This is a genomic window from Mycobacterium sp. NGS50 (genome assembly GCF_059812545.1).
The window spans coordinates 18,364-38,381 of record NZ_JCALCW010000035.1 but is presented as its reverse complement, the minus strand read 5'-3'; the positions used below and the strand labels follow the sequence as shown (position 1 = coordinate 38,381).

At 69.7% G+C, this 20,018-nt stretch carries 4 protein-coding genes; all 4 read left to right on the top strand.

Going from position 1 to position 20,018, the window contains the following annotated elements:
* The first annotated feature begins 17 nt into the window (after positions 1-17).
* Genes AC5Y36_RS21095 through AC5Y36_RS21080 form a run of 4 tightly spaced genes read left to right on the top strand, consistent with a single transcriptional unit; the run spans position 18 to position 20,017 of the window.
* Positions 18-4,811 (top strand): SDR family NAD(P)-dependent oxidoreductase, encoded by a 4,794-nt coding sequence (locus AC5Y36_RS21095; RefSeq protein WP_500042910.1) that lies wholly within the window; start codon positions 18-20, stop codon positions 4,809-4,811.
* A 7-nt stretch (positions 4,812-4,818) separates the two neighbouring features.
* Positions 4,819-10,182, top strand: a complete 5,364-nt coding sequence (locus AC5Y36_RS21090) for a type I polyketide synthase (RefSeq protein ID WP_500042909.1) — start codon at positions 4,819-4,821, stop codon at positions 10,180-10,182.
* Positions 10,182-15,620 (top strand): type I polyketide synthase, encoded by a 5,439-nt coding sequence (locus AC5Y36_RS21085; protein WP_500042908.1) that lies wholly within the window; start codon positions 10,182-10,184, stop codon positions 15,618-15,620. The genes AC5Y36_RS21090 and AC5Y36_RS21085 overlap by 1 nt, the downstream gene beginning before the upstream one ends.
* On the top strand, positions 15,617-20,017 hold the full coding sequence (locus AC5Y36_RS21080; RefSeq protein ID WP_500042907.1) for a type I polyketide synthase: 4,401 nt from the start codon (positions 15,617-15,619) through the stop codon (positions 20,015-20,017). The genes AC5Y36_RS21085 and AC5Y36_RS21080 overlap by 4 nt, the downstream gene beginning before the upstream one ends.
* The last annotated feature ends 1 nt before the right edge of the window (position 20,018 follow it).

The following is a 20,018-nucleotide window of genomic DNA, read 5'->3' as shown; positions in this document are numbered from 1 at the left end:
AGATTGGCTTGGCGAGCATGACGGAGTCGTTCGACGAGGTGGCCCTGCGGAACTGGCTGGCCGACTACCTGGTCACCACCATCGGCTGCAGTCCCGACGCGATCGACTTCAACGCATCGCTGAACGACCACGGCGTCGGCTCGCGCGACTCGGTGGTGCTCTCCGGTGAACTGTCCGAACTGCTGCATCGGCCGGTCTCGCCGGTCGAGCTCTGGCAGCATCCCTCACTCGACGACCTGGCCAAGTTCCTCACCGGGGCGGCCCCCGAAGCCGCCGAGGGCACTGTCGAACCGGAGGCGAACCGGGGCAGCCTGGACGAGCCGATCGCGGTGATCGGCATCGGCTGCCGGTTCCCCGGCGACATCTTCGGGCCCGAGTCGTACTGGCAATTCCTGTCCGAGGGCCGCAACGCGGTGGGGGAGGTGCCCCCGGAGCGGTGGGCACCGTTCGACGACGGCTCCCCGGAAGTGGCGGCGATTCTGGCCACCACCACCCGGTCGGGATCGTTCCTGGCCGAGGCCGACGCCTTTGACGCCGAGTTCTTCGACATCTCCAGCCGGGAAGCCGTCAAGATGGACCCGCAGCAGCGACTGCTGCTCGAGGTCGCCTGGGAGGCGTTGGAGCACGCCGGGATTCCGCCTACGTCACTGCGCCGCTCGCAGACCGGGGTGTTCGCCGGGGCCTGCTACTCCGACTACGGCTATCTGGCGGCCCTGGACCTGTCCGGCGTCGACGCGTGGAGCAATCCCGGTGGCGCACTGAGCATCATCGCCAACCGGCTGTCCTACTTCCTGGACCTGCGCGGACCCTCGGTCACAGTGGACACCGCGTGTTCGTCGTCGCTGGTCGCCGTGCATCTGGCCTGCCAGAGCCTGCGGACCGGGGACACCGACCTGGCGCTGGCCGCCGGTGTGAACCTGCTGCTGGCACCCGGGGTATTCCGGGCGTTCGACTCCACCGGCGCGTTGTCGGCGACCGGGGCCTGCCACAGCTTCGACGCGGCCGCCGACGGGTTCGTCCGCGGCGAGGGCTGCGGCGTGGTGGTGCTCAAGCGACTCTCCGACGCGCTGCGCGACGGGGATCGGCCGCTGGCGGTCGTGCGGGGCTCGGCGGTCAACCAGGACGGCCGGTCCAACGGCATGCTCGCTCCCAACCCCGCCGCCCAGATGGCGGTGCTGCGCGCCGCGTACGCCGGCGCCGGGGTCACGCCGCGCGAGGTGGACTACGTCGAAACCCACGGGACCGGAACCCTGCTGGGCGACCCGATCGAGGCGCGGGCGCTCGGCACGGTGCTGGGACGGGGACGCCCGCAGCAGGCGCCGCTGCTGATCGGTGCGGTCAAGAGCAACCTCGGGCATCTGGAGGCGGCGGCCGGGATCGCGGGATTCATCAAGACCGTGCTGTCGGTGCAGCGCGCGCAGATCCCGATGAACCTGCACTTCAACACCCCCAACCCGCACATCCAGTTCGACCAGATGCGGCTGAAAGTCGTTGCCGAACAACAGCCGTGGCCCGACACGCAGCGTCCGCGGCGGGCCGGGGTGTCGGCGTTCGGATTCGGCGGCACCAACGCCCACGTGGTGATCGAACAGGCGCCCGTCGTCGATGCCGCTACTCGGCCTGCTGCCCAGCCGGTCAGCACGCTGGTGGTCTCCGGCGCCACCGGGGAACGCATCGCGGCGCAGGCCGCGGCGCTGGCGGACTGGATGGACGGTGAGGGCGCCGAGGTTCCGCTGCCCGACGTGGCCCACACCCTCAACCACCACCGCGCCGTGCATTCGCATTTCGCGACGGTGTGCGCCCGCGAGCACGCCCAGGCCGTGGAGGGGCTGCGTGCGCTGGCCGACGGCCGCTCCACCGACGGCGTCGTCGGCGCCCACGACGGGCAGTGCGGGCCCGGCACCGTTTTCGTCTACTCGGGGCAGGGTTCGCACTGGGCCGGGATGGGCCGTCAACTGCTGACCGACGAGCCGGTGTTCGCCCGCGCGATCGCCGCACTGGAGCCGGCGTTCGTGGAGCACGTGGGCTTCTCGCTGTGGGAGATCATCGCCGGGTCCGAGCCGATCAGCGGCGACGCGCAGGTGCAGCCGGTGCTGATGGGTCTGCAGCTGGGCCTCACCGAGCTATGGCGTTCCTACGGCGTGCACCCGGACGCGGTGATCGGGCATTCGATGGGCGAGGTGACCGCGGCTGTGGTCGCCGGAGCACTGTCGGTGGCCGACGGGTTCCGGGTGATCGCCGCCCGTTCCCAACTGATGTCGCAACTTGCCGGGCAGGGCGCGGTCGCCTTGCTGAACCTGGATGCCGACGCCACCGAGGCGCTGATCGCCGACTACGCAGGGGTCAGTGTCGCCGGCTACGTCTCGCCGCGCCAGACGGTGATCGCGGGGCCGGTGGCGCCGGTCGACGAGGTGATCGCCGCGGTCAGCGCGCAGAACCGATTCGCCCGGCGGGTCAACATGGAGGTTGCCTCGCACACCGCGCTGATGGAGCCGATCCTGCCGGATCTGCGTTCGGCGCTGGTGGATATCGTCCCCCAGCCGGCGACCATCCCGTTCCTGTCCACCGTCTTGGAGAATGCGGCGGATCCGGGCCTGGTGCTGGACGCCGACTACTGGGTGGCCAACGTGCGCCAGCCGGCCCGGTTCTGCCAGGCGATCACCGCCGCCGCGGCCGATCACACCACCTTCATCGAGGTCAGTGCTCACCCGATCCTGACCCATGCGGTCAATGACACGCTGGAATCGGTGAGCCATCACCACAGCATCGGCACGCTGTCGCGCGACGGCGACGACGCGGTGAGCTTCCACACCAACCTCAACCGCACGCACACCGTCCACCCGCCGCAGACCCCGCACCCCCCGGAGCCCCACCCGGTGCTGCCGACCACACCCTGGCAGCACACCCGGTACTGGGTCGACGTCGTCCGCCGCGGTGGTGCGGGCGGTGGACCCGCAAGAGGTGCGGCGATTCGAGCGGTACCCGACACCCTGGTGCCCGCCGAATGGTGGTGCGAGTTGGACTGGCCGGCACAGGAATTGCCGGATGCCCAAGCCACCGGGTCGGCGGGATCCTGGCTGGTCATCGCCGACGCCGACCTCGGGGCGGCGCTGCAGCGCGGGCTCGGCGGCTCGGCCACGGTGCTCAGCCCATCGGTGCTGTCCGAGGACAGCGCGACGACCGCCCTCGCCGATGCGCTGGCCGACGTCAGCCATGTGCTCTACGCCGCGCCCACCGGTTCACTCGACCGGTTCGCCGCCCAGCCCGGCTATGACCTTTTCAATGCGGGCCGCCGGCTTTCCGCGGCGATCGCCGCGAACACCGCGAGCGCCCCGGCGCCGCGGCTGTTCCTGCTCACCCGCAACGCACAACCGGTGGACGCGGGGGATCGGGCCGACCCCACCCAGGCGGTGCTGTGGGGCTTGGGCCGCACGCTGGCCCTCGAACACCCCGAATTCTGGGGCGCCGTCGTCGACGTCGACGAGTCGGTGCCCGCCGCGGTGGTCGCCACCTACGTGCTCGACGAGGCGGTGCGCGGCGGCGGCGAGGACCAGGTGGTGTACCGCGGCGGGATCCGTCGCGTTCCCCGGCTGCGTCGGGGCTACCCGTCGGTGCAGACCCCGGTCGCGTTCGGTGACCAATCCGTTGGTGCTGGAAGCCATCTGGTCGTCGGTGCCACCGGGAACATCGGGCCGCACCTGATCCGCCAGCTCGCCGCCCAGGGCGCCGGCACCATCGTGGCGGTGTCGCGCAATCCGGGCTCGCGCCTCGACGAGTTGGCCGCCAGCCTGGCGGCCAACGGCACCACGCTGGTGACGGTCGCGGTGGATGCCGCCGACGCCGGGGCGCTGGCGGGATTGTTCGATCGCTTCGGAGCCGATCTGCCACCGTTGACCGGCATCTATGTGGCGGCCTTCGGGGGCGGGCCGGTGACGCTGACCGAGATGTCCGACGACGACGTGGTCGCGATGTTCCGGCCCAAACTCGATGTGGTCGCCGCACTGCACACCCTGTCGCTGCCGCACCCGGTACGCCAGTTCGTGCTGTTCTCGTCGATCTCGGGGCTGACCGGTTCGCGGTGGCTGGCGCACTACGCGGCAACCACCACCTACCTGGACACCTTCGCCTACGCGCGACGCGCAGCGGGGCTTCCGGCCACCGCCGTCAACTGGGGTCTGTGGAAGTCGTTGACCGACATCCAGTCCGAGGCCGAACGCCAGGTGACCCTGGAATCGGGTCTGCAGCCGATGGCCGACGACATCGCCATCCAGGCATTGCCGTGGGTCAGCGCCCAGGACGCCCCGACGCGGGCGGTGGTGGTCGACGCGGACTGGCCCCGACTGGCCACCGCATACCGCACCCGAGCCGCGTTCCACATCGTCGACGAGTTGCTGATGACCGACGACGACGAGGCCACCGCCGGGACCGCGGCGGGAACCAAGTTCCGCATGGAACTGCGCGACTGCGAACCGGAACGGCGCCTTCCCCTGCTGCACGAACACGTCACCGCCCAGGTCGTCGCCGCGATGGGGCTGGCCTCCGCGCAGTTGCTGGATCCGGCCGCCGGCTTCTTCCAGTCCGGAATGGATTCGCTGATGAGCGTCACGCTGCAGCGGGCGCTGTCGGAAAGCCTCGGGGAAATCCTTCCGGCGGCCGTCGTATTCGACTATCCGACCGTGGAAGCACTCACCGGCTATCTGGCAACCACGCTTCCCGAACTGATCGAGGTCGCCGAGGCGGAAAGCGCCGACGACTACGACGATCTCAGCGATGACGAACTGCTTCGGCAACTCTCCGAAAGGCTTGGTTGAGCGCTCTATGAAAACTGAGCCCGCTGGCACTCCTGGTATCGCCGGATCGCCGGATCGGCGGTCGATCGTCGCAGAAGCGCTGCGCAAAATCGACGATCTGACGGCCCGGCTCGAGATCGCCGAAAAGGGCGATACCGAACCGATCGCGGTGGTGGGGATGGGCTGCCGGTTGCCCGGTGGGGTGAATAACCCCGAGCAGTACTGGCAGTTGTTGCGCGACGGTGTCGACGGCGTGATCCGGGTACCGGCCGACCGGTGGGACGCCGACGCCTACTACTCCGCAGATCACACCGTGCCCGGCACAATCTGCAACCGGGAGGGCGGATTCCTGACCTCCTGGCAGCCCGACGAGTTCGACGCCGAGTTCTTCGGGCTCTCACCGCGCGAAGCGGCCTCGATGGACCCCCAGCAGCGGGCGGTGCTGGAAGTCACCTGGGAGGCGTTGGAGAACGCCGGCATCACCGCCCAGGACATCCGCGGCACCCAGACGTCGGTGTTCGTCGGTGTGACCACCAGCGACTACTACTGGCGCGCCGTCGCCGGCGGGCTGCGACCCGAAGACATCGACCCATACCTGCCGTTCGGGAGCGCATCCAACTTCTTCGCCGGCCGGCTGTCGTATTTCCTGGGTGTGCACGGCCCGGCGGTCGTCATCGACACCGCCTGCTCGTCGTCGCTGGTCACCATCCACCTGGCCTGCCAGAGCCTGCGCCGCCGGGAAAGTGATCAGGCGTTGGCCTCCGGCGTCAACCTGATCCTGACCCCGGAGAACACCATCGCCTGCTCGCGGTGGGGGATGTTGGCCCCGGACGGTATCTGCAAGACCTTCGACGCCACCGCGGACGGGTACGTGCGCAGTGAAGGCGTCGGCACCGTCGTGCTCAAGCGGCTGTCGGACGCGCAACGCGACGGCGACCGGGTGCTGGCCGTGATCCGCGGCTCGGCGGTCAACCAGGACGGGCCGAGCAGCGGACAGACCGTGCCCAGCGGTCCGGCCCAGCAGGCGGTGCTGCGCTCGGCGCTGGCCGCGGCGCGACTGTCGCCCGGCGACATCGACTACATCGAGGCGCACGGCACCGGGACCGCGCTGGGTGACCCGATCGAGCTGGATGCGCTGAGCGCGGTGTTCGCCGACCGCGGCGGATCGGCGCCGCTGGTGTTGGGGTCGGTGAAGACCAACCTGGGGCACCTGGAGTCCGCGGCCGGGGTGGCCGGCTTCATCAAGACGGTGCTGAGCGTTCAGCACGGCTACATCCCGCCTCACCTGCACTTCTCACAGCTGACGCCGAACGCCAGCGCCGGTGCCGCGCAGTTCACCATCGCCGCCCAGGGCATGCACTGGCCCACGGTGGACCGGGCCCGGCGTGCCGGGGTGTCGTCGTTCGGGGTCAGCGGCACCAACGCGCACGTGGTGGTCGAGCAGGCCCCGGCCACCGAACTCGGTGCCGACGAGACGAAACCGGTGATCAGCACCCTGGTGCTCTCCGGTAAGAGTGATGAGCGCATTGCTGCGACGGCGGGGATGTTGGCGCGGTGGTTGGCCGGCGCGGGTGCGCAGGTGGCGTTGGCTGATGTGGCGCACACCCTGAATCACCACCGCAGCCGGTATCGCCAGTTGGCCATGGTCAGCGCACGCGATCACGCCCAGGCGATCGCCGGGCTGCAGGCCCTGGCCGACGGCGACACCGCCGCCGGCGTGGTGGACCCGCACACCGTGCGACGTGGTTCGGGCACTGTTTTTCTGTTTTCGGGTCAGGGTTCGCAGTGGGCGGGGATGGGTCAGCGGTTGCTGGTTGATGAGCCGGCGTTTGCTGCTGCGGTTGATGAGTTGGAGCCTGTTTTTGTTGAGCAGGTTGGGTTTTCGTTGCGGCAGGTGTTGGAGTCGGGTGAGCCGGTTGTTGGTATTGATCGGATTCAGCCGGTGTTGGTGGGGATGCAGTTGGCGTTGACGGCGTTGTGGCGTTCCTATGGGGTGATCCCGGATGCGGTGATCGGGCATTCGATGGGTGAGGTTGCTGCGGCGGTGGTGGCTGGGGCGTTGAGCCCGGCTGATGGTTTGAAGGTGATTGCGACGCGGTCGCGGTTGATGCGGCGGTTGTCGGGTCAAGGTGCGATGGCGTTGTTGGAGTTGGGTGCTGAGGCTGCCGATAAGTTGATCACCGATTATCCGGATGTGTCGGTGGCGGTGTATGCCGCGCCGCAGCAGACGGTGATTGCGGGTCCGCCGGATCAGGTTGATGCGGTTGTTGCGGTGGTGGATGCGCAGGGCAAGCTGGCGCGTCGCGTTGAGGTGGATGTGGCGTCGCATCATCGCACGGTGGATCCGATTTTGGATGAGTTGCGTTCGGAGTTGGCGGGTTTGGCGCCGATGACGCCGTCGATTCGGTTGATCAGTACGGTGGGTCAGGCTCGGGGTCCGGCCTTTGGTGCTGATTATTGGGTGGCCAATCTGCGTAATCCGGTGCGGTTCAGCGAGGCGGTGAGTACCGCGGCTGCTGATCACAGCACGTTCGTCGAGATGAGCCCGCACCCACTGCTCACCTACGCCGTCGGTGAAACCCTCGAGTCCGCGTCCGGTGGCCCGGTCACCGTGACCTCGGCGCTCAAACGGGTCGAGGACGAAACTCTGTTCCTGCACAGCCAACTGGCCGCCGTCGGCGTCGTGCCGGCCACAGCCGGTCACTTCGCCGAGATCCCCACGTCCCCGTGGCTGCACGTCAGCCACTGGGTCACCGGACCGTCGGCGGCGCAGCGGCTGCCCGACGTGCACCCGCTGCTGGGGGTGCACGTCGAACTGCTGTCCGGGCGTGAGCACGTCTGGCAGGCCGACCTCGACGCCGAGACGGTGCCCGCACTGGCCGAGCACGTGCAGGGTCAAGCCGTGCTGCCGGCCGGGGCCTTCGTCGAGATGGCGTTGGCGGCCGGCGCCACCGGGCTCGGCCAGCCGATCGAGGCCGTCCAGGTCAACGACCTGATCATCGAACAGCCGCTGATCCTGTCCGAGCAGACGCAGCTCACCACCCAGTTCGCCGAGACCCGCGTCCAGATCCACGCCCGCTCGGGCGGCGGTGAGTGGAGCCGATACGCGGTGGCCGAGGTGGCCATCGCAGCGCACGCGACGCCTCAGGTGCCCGGTGACTCGGCCGGCGAGGTCGCGTTGCCCGAGTCGGCGGTCGATCACCCGTGCTACCGGATCCATCCGGTGCTGCTGGACGTGGCGCTGCGCCAGCTGGCCGCGGCCACTGAATCGTCGGCATCATCCGCAGCACCCGAGGGCGCCATCTACCGCCCGGTCGGTATCACCGGGATCCGGCTGTACGGGCCGCCTGCCCGCCGCGCCGGATGCCATACCGAACTAGCGCCGCAGGACGGCGGCTACCTGGGCCGGATCGTACTCACCGACGACGCCGGCACCCCGTTCGCCGAGTTGACCGGCATCGATCTGCGCCCGCTGGACCCGGCCGCGCTGCGCCTGCCGCTGGACCACAAGATCTTCGACACCGAATGGGTATCGAGCCCCGCGTCCGGCCAGACCGGACCCGCCGACGGCACCTGGCTGGTGCTGGCCGAGGACGATGCCGAATCCCAGGCGCTGGCAACCGAGTTCGCCTCCCGGTTCGGTACGCCGACCCGGCGGGTCATCAGTGCCGGGTTCGCTGACGATGCCGCGATCCGGGACGCCTTCGCGGCCGCCGGCGGCGACGAGAGCCTGCCTCCGGCCGGCATCGTCGCGCTGATCGGCCGATCCGGGTTCGACGGATCCGATCCCGACGGCGCATTGCGGCGGGCGCAGCAACTCGTCTGGTCGGCCTCGGCGACCGCGCGTGCCGCCGTCGATGTCTGGCCCGCTACGTCACCGCGGCTCGCACTGGTCACCCGGGGCGGACTGGCCGTCCGCGATGAGGACCCGGGCGACCCGGCCGTGGGGGCGCTGCGCGGTCTCATCCGCAACTGGCGGTTCCCCGGCGAAGCGGCCCGGGTGCTGGCCGACGAGCCCGACCTCGGTGCCACCCTCGTCGACCTGGATCCCGACGGCGACCCCGGCAGCCTGGCGACGGCCCTGATCAACGAACTCGAATACCCGGCAGCCGACGACGTGGTCGCCTGGCGCGACCGGCAACGCCACGTCGAGCGGCTGACCCGGGCCAGCCTTGCGGCCGGCGAGCACGAGGCGGTCGTCCGATCCGACGGCGCCTACATCGTCACCGGCGGCTTGGGTGGTCTGGGCCTGGTGGTCGCGCGGTGGCTGGTCAGCCGCGGTGCCGGGCGACTGGTACTCAACGGCCGCAGCGAGCTCTCCGACGCCCAGCGCGAGATCCTCGCCGAGTTGGCCGCCGGCGCCGAAGTCGAGTACGTGTCCGGCGACATCGCTGTGGCTGGGGTGGCGGACCGGCTGGTGGCAGCCGCCGAAGCGACCGGGACAGCGCTGCGCGGCATCGTGCACGCTGCCGGCATCACCGGCGAGGGCCTGGTGGCGGCGCTCACCCGCGACAGTCTGGACAAGGTGTGGGCACCCAAGGTTGCCGGCGCGCTACGGTTGCACGCCGCGACCGCATCTCGGCAACTCGACTGGTGGGTCGGCTTCTCCTCGATGGCCACCCTGCTGGGTCTGCCCGGGCAGGCCGCCTACACCACCGGAAACGCCTGGCTGGATGCCCTGGTCGCGTGGCGGCGCGCCTCCGGCATGGTCGCCACCGCGATCAACTGGGGCCAGTGGTCCGACGTCGGCATGAGCCACAAGCTCACCTACAGTGTGCTGGACCCGATCACGCCCGAGGAAGGTACCGAGGCACTGCAGGCGCTGATCGGCGGCCCGCTGACCCGGGTGGGTGTGGGACGGCTGCGGCTGGACCGCGCCGCCGCCTCGACACCGGAGTTCCGTGAAGTCGGCTACTTCGACCAGGTGGTCGCCGAGATCGGCACCGAGCTGGGCGCCGATGGCCCCGCTGCCGAGGCACCGGACGCCTCCGCGGGGCCGGTGGACTGGACGGAGATCACGCTGCAGGACCGGCCGGGTGAGTTGTTGGTCCGGTTGCGTGCCATCCTGGCCCGCGCGCTTCGGATGCAGCCGTCAGCGGTCGACGTGGACCAGCCGTTCCCGGAGCTGGGCCTGGACTCGATGATGGCCATGACGATGCTCAAAGAGACCCAGCAGATGGTGGGAACCAACCTGTCGGCGTCGATGCTGTGGAACAACCCCACCGTCTCGGCGCTGGCGACCTTTTTGGTGGGTTTGCTGCCGCCACCGCCGCAGCCGGCCGACGTCGACGAAGACGGGGCCGATCCGGAAGACTCGGCGGGCGGCGTGTTGGATGAACTGTTCGACAGCGTGGAATCGGCTTCTGCAGGTAGCGAGAGCGGTACTTTTTGATGGCAACGATCTTCGACAGAGTTGCGGCACTGGCCGCTGACAAACGGGACGCACTGACGCAGAAGTTCGACGCGGCGTCACGCACCACCTCCGCCGAGCCGGTGGCGGTCGTGGGCATCGGTTGCCGGTTCCCCGGCGACGCGAACGGCCCGGAGCAGTACTGGGATTTCCTGGCCAACGGTGGGGACGGGATCCGCGAGATCCCGGCCGACCGGTGGAGTGCCGACGAGTACTACGACTCCGACCAATTCGCGCCCGGCCGCATGGCGTCCAAGTGGGGCGGATTCTTATCCGATATCGCCGGCTTCGACGCCGACTACTTCGGCATCTCACCGCGCGAAGCCGAGGCCATGGACCCTCAGCAGCGGCTGATGCTGGAGGTGGCCTACGAGGCGCTCGAACACGCCGGGATGCTGCCCGAGCAGCTGTCCGGTGTCCGCGCCGCGGTGATGATGGGCGTCTACTACGGCGAGTACCAAACGATTTCGGCGGCGAACCCCGACAACATCGACGCCTACTCCGCGACCGGCAACGCGCACGCCGTCGCGGTCGGACGCATCGCCTACCTGCTGGGGCTGCGCGGTCCGGCGGTCGCCGTCGACTCGGCATGCTCGTCGTCGCTGACCACCATCCACCTGGCCTGCCAGAGCCTGCGACTGCGCGAAAGCGACCTCGCGCTGGCCGGCGGCGTCAGCCTGATCCTGCGCCCGGAAACCCAGATCGCGATGTCCAAGTGGGGCATGCTGTCCCCGCGGGGGCGCTGCCACTCCTTCGACGCCGGCGCCGACGGATTCGTCCGCGGCGAGGGCTGCGGCGTCGTGGTCCTCAAGCGACTGACCGACGCGGTGCGCGACGGCGACCGGGTGCTCGCGGTGGTGCGCGGCTCGGCGATCAACTCCGATGGCCGCTCCAACGGACTGACCGCACCGAACACCATCGCGCAATGCGATGTGATCGCGCGCGCCCTGCGCGGCGCCGACGTGGCGGCGAAATCGGTGAACTACATCGAGGCGCACGGCACCGGAACCGCGCTGGGTGACCCGATCGAATTCGAAGCGCTCGCCGAACTGTACGGCCGTGGCGACGGCCAGTGCGCGCTCGGCGCGGTCAAAACCAACATCGGCCACCTGGAGGCGGCCGCCGGGATCGCCGGGTTCATCAAGGTCGCGCTGTCGGTGCAGAAGAAGCAGATTCCGCCGAACCTGCACTTCTCCAAATGGAATCCGGCGATCGACCCGACCCCCACCCGGATGTTCGTGCCCACCGAGCTGACCCCGTGGCCGCAGACCGAGGGGCCGCGGCGGGCGGCGGTGTCGTCCTTCGGCCTGGGCGGTACCAACGCGCACGTGATCGTCGAGCAGGGCCCGGATGTCGCGCCGTCGGCCACCCAGGCACCCGCGGCCCCGGTGACGACGCTGGTGGTGTCCGGTAAGAGTGATGAGCGCATTGCTGCGACGGCGGGGATGTTGGCGCGGTGGTTGGCCGGCGCGGGTGCGCAGGTGGCGTTGGCTGATGTGGCGCACACCCTGAACCATCACCGCAGCCGGCACCACAAGATCGCCACGGTGTGCGGACGCGACCGCGACGAGATCCTCACCGGCCTGCGCGCCCTGGCCGCCGGGCATCCGGCCCCCGGCGTGATCGGGCCCCGCGATGCAGCCCGTGGTTCGGGCACTGTTTTTCTGTTTTCGGGTCAGGGTTCGCAGTGGGCGGGGATGGGTCAGCGGTTGCTGGTTGATGAGCCGGCGTTTGCTGCTGCGGTTGATGAGTTGGAGCCTGTTTTTGTTGAGCAGGTTGGGTTTTCGTTGCGGCAGGTGTTGGAGTCGGGTGAGCCGGTTGTTGGTATTGATCGGATTCAGCCGGTGTTGGTGGGGATGCAGTTGGCGTTGACGGCGTTGTGGCGTTCCTATGGGGTGATCCCGGATGCGGTGATCGGGCATTCGATGGGTGAGGTTGCTGCGGCGGTGGTGGCTGGGGCGTTGAGCCCGGCTGATGGTTTGAAGGTGATTGCGACGCGGTCGCGGTTGATGCGGCGGTTGTCGGGTCAAGGTGCGATGGCGTTGTTGGAGTTGGGTGCTGAGGCTGCCGATAAGTTGATCACCGATTATCCGGATGTGTCGGTGGCGGTGTATGCCGCGCCGCAGCAGACGGTGATTGCGGGTCCGCCGGATCAGGTTGATGCGGTTGTTGCGGTGGTGGATGCGCAGGGCAAGCTGGCGCGTCGCGTTGAGGTGGATGTGGCGTCGCATCATCGCACGGTGGATCCGATTTTGGATGAGTTGCGTTCGGAGTTGGCGGGTTTGGCGCCGATGACGCCGTCGATTCGGTTGATCAGTACGGTGGGTCAGGCTCGGGGTCCGGCCTTTGGTGCTGATTATTGGGTGGCCAATCTGCGTAATCCGGTGCGGTTCAGCGAGGCGGTGAGTACCGCGGCTGCTGATCACAGCACGTTCGTCGAGATGAGCCCGCACCCACTGCTGACGCACGCCGTCAACGGCACGCTGGAATCCGCCCGGCCGCGCGGCGGCGTGCAGGTCGCGGGGACCCTGCATCGGGACACCCCGGAAACGTTGGCGTTTCACACGTCGTTGGCGACCGTGGCGCCCCCGGCGGTCACGGCCGGCGCCGGCAATTCCGGGTCTGGGACCCGGTACGCGGACCTGCCGCCGACCCCCTGGCAGCATGCCCACTTCTGGGCGGCGCCGGTGGCGGCCACCCGGCATTCGGCCAACGCCCACCCGCTGCTGGGTGCGCACGTCGAACTACCGGCCGGTCGGGGCCACGTCTGGCAGGGCGACGTCGGCACCGCACTGGTGGGCTACATGGCCGACCACAAGGTGCACGGCCAAGCCGTCATGCCGGCAACCGGATTCGCTGAGATGGCACTGGCCGCTGCCAGCGAAGCGCTGGGCCTGCCGGCCGAGGGCGTTGCGGTCGACCGCGTCGAGGTCGAGCAGATGCTGCGACTCGACGACAGCACCGAGGTGACCACCCAGCTGGTCAACGAGGACAGCGGCGGTGGCCTGCGCGTCGAAATCCACTCCCGCTCGGAGAGCGGCAACTGGCAGCGGCACGCCGTCGCCCGCGTCGGGGTAGCCGAGCAGGTGACGCCGTCCGGCGTCACGGCCTCCGGTGAGGCCGGCACCGCTTTGTCCCCGGCCGACCTGTACGCGGCGCTGCGCCGCACCGGTCTGCACCACGGGCCGTCGTTCGCGGCGTTGACCCGCATCGTGCGCAAGCCCGGTGGCGTGTCCGACGCCGAGATCGTGCTGCCCGACGAAGCCACGCCGCACCGCAGCTACCGGATCCATCCGGTGATGCTGGACGCCGCCCTGCAGTGCCTGGCCGCGGCGCTGCCGGAGGAGTCGCTGAACGGCTCGGTCGAGGCCACCTACCTGCCGGTGTCGGTGGAGGCGATCCGGGTGTTCGGCGAGGTCGGCCGGCGCGCCCGCTGCCACGCCGAACTGGTGACCCAGAACGACGATGGCATCACCGGCCGCATCACCCTGATGGATGCAGCCGGCACGATCACCGCCGAACTGTCCGGCATCTACCTGCAGCGTGTGCAGCGCCGCACGGTGCCGCTGCCGTTGACGCAGAAGATCTTCGACACCACCTGGAGCGACATCCCGGTCACCCCCGAGTCTCCGGAGTTGCCGGACGGCAGCTGGCTGGTGCTGACCGACGGAGCCGAAACCGAGCAGCTGGCAGCATCATTCGCCGAGCAGTTCGGTGGACCCACCCGCCGGGTGATCACCGCCGACGGCACGAGCGAGCCGGCGGTGCTGGAGGCGTTCGCCGACACCGCCGCCGACCCTGAACTGCCGCCGGCCGGGGTGATCGTGTTCGCCCGCCGCGGCGGCTTCGACGACGCGGTGACCCGCGGGCGCAACCTGACCTGGTCGGTCGCGTCGACGGTGCGTGCCGTGGTCAACGGTTGGCACGGCAAACCGCCGCGGCTGTGGCTGGTCACCCAGGGCGGCCTGGTGGTGCGGGACGGCGAATCCGGCGATCCGGCGGCCAATGCGCTCAAGGGGCTGGTCCGGGTGCTGGCCTACGAACACCCCGACCTGCGTGCCACCCTGGTGGATCTGGACGCCTCGGATGCTCCCGCGGAGACGGTGGCGCCGCTGCTGTCCGAGTTGGCATCGACGGGCACCGACGACATCATCGCCTGGCGCGAGGGTAAGCGGCAGGTCGAACGGCTTTCCCGCGCGGTGCTCGGCACCGGTGACGGCACCCCGACCGTGCGCCGCGACGGCGCCTACATCATCACCGGCGGCCTGGGCGGTCTCGGCCTGGTCTTCGCGCGCTGGCTGATCGACAGCGGCGCCGGGCGGGTGGTGCTGAACAGCCGCTCGCAACCCACCGACGAACAGCGCATGGTGATCGCCGAACTGGAGCAGCACGCCCAGATCGCGGTGGTCAGCGGCGACCTCGTCGATGCCGGTGTCGCCGAACGGTTGGTGAGTGCGGCCGAAGCCACCGGATTGGCGCTGCGCGGTGTCATCCACGGGGCGGCCGTGATCGACGACCAGATCGTCGTCGCCGTCAACCAGGAGAGCCTGGACCGGGTGTGGGCGCCCAAGGCGGCCGGCGCGCTGCGGCTGCACGAGGCGATGGCAGAGAACCCGGCCGACCCGGACGCCCGCAAGCTGGACTGGTGGGCTGGGTTCTCCTCGACGTCGTCGCTGCTGGGCGCACCCGGGCAGGCGGCCTACGCCGCCGCCAGCGCCTGGCTGGACGGGCTGGTCGCGTGGCGGCTTGCCGCGGGACTGCCCGCCATCACCATCAACTGGGGCCAATGGTCGGACATCGGGGTAGCCCGCGAACTCAAATTCGGTGCCCTGGACCCGATTTCGCCGGCCGAGGGAATCGAGGCTCTGGAGGCGATCCTCGCCGGTTCGCTGACCCGGGTCGGGGTGGCGCGGCTGCGGCTGGATCGTGCTGCCGCTGCATTCCCCGAGATCGTGCAGCTGGGCTTCTTCGCGAACCTGGCCGAGGAATTGGACCTCGACAGCGAGGACGACGACTGGGCTGGTCCCGACGCGTTGCGCCAGATGGACGCAGCCGAAGCCAGCCGAGCGGTCATCGCCCGGCTCGGCAGCCGGATTCTGGCGATCATGGGCTACCCCAAGCACAGCGTCCTGGACGCCACCAAGCCGTTGACCGAGTTGGGCATGGATTCGTTGATGGCGGTCCGTATCCGCAACACCGTCCGCGGTGACTTCGGGGCCGAGCCGCCGGTGGCGCTGCTGCTGCAGGGCGCGTCGCTGACCGACCTCGCCGCGGACCTGATCCGCCAACTCGGCATCCGTTCGGAGGGCGGCGACAACAGCGGAGCAGATGCTGAATCATCAGTACGCAGCCGGGCCCAGCAGCGTGCCGCTGCCCGCCAGCGCGCCGCGACGCGGCGAAAGGTAGGAGACCGAGCGTGACCAGCAATTACGAACTGCCGCAGAACGCCATCGCGGTGATCGGCATGGCGGCCCGGTTGCCGGGTGCCAACACCGTGGCGGAATTCTGGAACAACCTGCGCGACGGCGTGGAATCGGTTGTCGACGTCAGCGAATCCGACCTACTGGCCGCCGGCATCGGTGAGAAGACACTGGCCAACCACGCCTACGTGCGCCGGGCCGCGCTGCTCGACGGCATCGAGGAGTTCGACGCCACCTTCTTCGGGTTCACCCCGCAGGCCGCCCGGATGATGGACCCGCAACACCGGCTGTTCCTGCAGACCTCGTTCCACGCACTCGAAGACGCCGGCTACGACCCGGCGCAGCTCGACGAGGCGGTCGGCGTGTACGGCACCAGCACCACCAGCGGCTACCTGATGCACAACCTGATGTCCAACAGCGACCCCAACGCGGTCATCGGGCAGGGCGTCACCTTCGAGATGGTCAACCTGTCGCTGAACAACGACAAGGACTACCTGGCCACCCGGGTCGCGCACCAGTTCAACCTGCGCGGCCCCGCGCTGTCGGTGCAGACCGCCTGCTCGTCGGCGCTGGTCGCCGTCCACCTGGCCTGCCAGAGCATTCTCAATGGTGAATGCGATATGGCGCTGGCCGGCGGGGCGTCGCTGCGGATCCCGCACCGGGTCGGTTACTGGCACGAACCGGGTTCGATGGTGTCGGCGACCGGCCACTGCCGGCCGTTCGACGTGCGCTCCGATGGCACCATCTTCGGCAGCGGCGTCGGGGTCGTCGTGCTGAAGTCCCTGGAAGCCGCCGTCGAGGCCGGCGACCGCATCCACGCCGTAATCCGCGGTTCGGCGCTGAACAACGACGGCGCGGTCAAGATGACCTACGCCGCCCCCAATGCGGCAGGTCAGGCCGACGTCATCGCCGAGGCGCACGCGGTCGCCGACGTCGACGCCGCCACCATCAGCTACGTGGAGTCGCACGGCACCGGCACCCCGCTGGGCGACCCGATCGAAATCGAAGGCCTGCGCCAAGCATTCGGCGTGTCCGAGGAGCCCCGCCCCGGCCCCTGCTACGTGGGCTCGGTGAAGTCCAACATCGGTCACCTGGAGTCCGCGGCCGGCATCGCGAGCCTGATCAAGACGATCCTGTGCCTCAAGCATCGGGCGATCCCGGCGACCCTGCACTACACCAGCCCCAACCCCGAACTGCATCTCGAGCAGGGGCCGTTCCGGATTCGCAACTCCTACGGGCCATGGGAGTGGGAGGGTATCCGCCGCGCCGGGGTCAGCTCGTTCGGTGTCGGCGGCACCAACGCGCATGTGGTGCTGGAAGAGGCGCCGCCGACCACGCCGTCACCGGCGGCATCCGGGCCGCAGGTGCTGCTGCTGTCGGCGGGCACCGCCGAGAGCCTGCAGCAGGCGCGCACCAACCTGGCCACCGCGCTGTCGGGCACCGACGAGGCGTTGCTGCCCGATTTGGCGGACACCGCCTACACCCTGGCGCGCCGCCGCACCGCGGATCTGCGGATGGCCGCGGTGGTCGCCGATCACCGTGACGCCGCAACGGTTTTGGCTACCCCCGAGCACGAGAACGTGTTCATCGGCGACGCCGTACCCAACGTCGGCGGCGGGGAACGGGTGGTGTTCCTGTTCCCGGGTCAGGGCGCCCAACACATCGCGATGGCGCGCGGCCTCTACGAGGATGAACCGGTGTTCGCCGAGCACTTCGATGCCTGCGCGGCCGGGTTCAACACCGAACTCGACATTGACCTGCGGGCCGAGATCTTCGAGGGCACCGCGCGCAACCTGGAGCGCACCGACCGGACCCAGCCCGCGCTGTTCGCCGTGCAGTACGCGCTGGCGAAGCTGCTCGAAAGCTATGGCGTGCGTCCGGCCGCGATGGCCGGGCACAGCATCGGCGAATACGCGGCGGCCACCATCGCCGGCGTCTTCGACCTGGACACCGCCGTCAAGGTGGTCGCGATGCGGGCCCGCCTGATGCACGCCGCACCCCGCGGCGTGATGGTCGCGGTGCCGCTGAGCCCCGAGGCGATCGCCGAGTACCTGTCCGATGACGTCGATCTCGCCACCGTCAACGACCCGGGCAGCTGTGTGGTCGGCGGCTCCGACGAGGCCATCCGCGCCTTCACCGAGCGCCTCGGACGAGCCGGGATCACCGCCCGACGGGTCCGCACATCGCACGCCTTCCACTCCCGGTTGATGGACTCGGTCATCCCGGAGTTCACCGGGTTCCTGTCCCGCCAGACGCTGCGCGAACCGCAGATACCGTTGCTGTCCAACCTCTCCGGAACCTGGCTGGCCCCCAGCGAGGCCACCAACCCGGCAACCTGGGCGCGTCAGGTGCGGGCCACGGTCCGGTTCGCCGACGAACTCGATGTGCTGCTGGCCGAACCCCAGCGGGTGCTGGTCGAGGTGGGGCCGGGCGGGACGCTGACCTCCTCGGCGATGCGGCACCCGCGGTGGTCGGCCGACCACCGCGCTGTCCGGTTGATGCGGCACCATGCCCAGAACCGGGGCGACCGGGACACCTTCCTGCTGGCGTTGGGACAACTGTGGGCGGCGGGTGTCGACGTCGACTGGACGCCGCTGAACGGCGGTCACCGGCCGCAGCTGACGTCGCTGCCCGGGTACCCGTTTGAGCGGCAACGGCATTGGGTGGAACACAACGCCGCGGCGACCTACAGCGGTCGCAACGGTGCCGCGCCGGCCGACGGCACGCCGCAGCCGGCGGCCGCGCCGTCCAGCGGTAGCTCCATCGAAGCGACCCTGCAACGGATCTGGGCAATGTGCCTGGGCGTCGGAGCGGTGGCCGCCAACGCCAACTTCTTCGACATCGGCGGTGATTCCCTGGTGGCGATCAGCGTCGCGATGGCCGCCGCCCACGAGGGACTGGACCTGACCCCGCAGGACCTCTACGACAACCCGACGGTGTCCGCGCTGGCCAAAGTGTTGACCGCCCGCTACGCGTCGGGCGGGCTGACCCGCCAGTCACCCACCGACGTCGAGCACCCGCCGGTGCCGCCGAACCTGACCTACTTCCTGGAGCGCGGTGTCCGCGAAGCCGGGCGCTGGCGGCTGCCGCTGATCCTGCAGCTGCGCCCCGATGTGTCGGTGGACGACATCCGCGCCGTGCTGACCGCGGTCACCAACCACCACGACGCGCTGCGGCTGCGGGTTGCCCAGCGTGCCGGGATCTGGGAACAGCGGGTCGAGGAGCCCGCCGAATTCGCCGAGATCGCCACCTGGTCGTTGCCCGAGGGCGTCACGCAGGAACACGACGCGGTGTTGGCGATCCTCAACGAGCAGATCCATCAGCAGGACCTGACCAGCGCGCCGCTGACCGCCAGCTACGTCGCGAGTCAGGCGGGCGGTCCGTGCTACCTGGCGATCGGCGTGCACGGCATGGTGGCCGACGATGTGTCGCGGGACATCCTGCTCACCGACATCTTCACCGCGTTCGGTCAGCGGCTGGCCGGCCAGGACATCGTCTTGGCGCCGGTCGCCACATCGTGGACCGAATGGTCGCAGCGCTGTGCGGGATTGGCGACGCATCCCGCCGTGCTGGAAAGCCGCGAGTACTGGCTGGCCGCCGCCGCGGCAGCCGACCTGCGGGTGGGTTCGGATGTCCCCGAACCGCCCGGCGCCGAGGATCTGGCCAAGCTGTCGTCGTCACTGACGGCGCTGGATGCCAGCGAGATCGACGACGCGCGCCGCCGGCTGCGGGTGCCCGTCAACGACATCCTGCTGGCCGCGCTGAGCCGGACCATCGCGGCGACCGTCGGCACCGGCACCTTCGCCGTTCATGTCGGGGGAGCCGGCCGCTCGGTGCTCAAGCCCGACGTCGATCTGCGTCGCACCGTGGGCTGGTTCACCACCCTGTACCCGGTGGCGCTGGCCTGTTCGCCCGCCGGCTCCGGCAGCGGCGCCCTGTCCTTGTTGACCGATGTGCACGAGACGCTGGACGCGGTCCCGCACCACGGCATCGGTCATGGGCTGCTGCGCTACCTGTATGCGCCGACCGCCGGCTTGCTCGGCGCGGCGCGCCCGGCCGACGTCTACTTCAACTACGTCGGCACCATCCCCGATCTGCCGGACGTCGCCACCGACGACGCCCCGGTGCGGTTTGACCCCGACACCGCGATGCCGGTGCGCGAAGCGATTCCGGGGCTGGGGCAGGCCGTCGAGCTGCGGGTGTACCGCTCAGCCGGTGTGCTGCACGTGGACTGGTGGTACGACAGCCGCCGCATCGGCGCCGGTGTTGTGCAGTCGTTGGCCGACGGCTTCAGCACCGCGGTGATGGAACTGGTTCGCGCCGCGGTCACCGAACACGAACTGCTGTCCGAAGATTCCGAGGCGGACGGGGAGATGACCCTGGTGGAGCTGTCGTGAC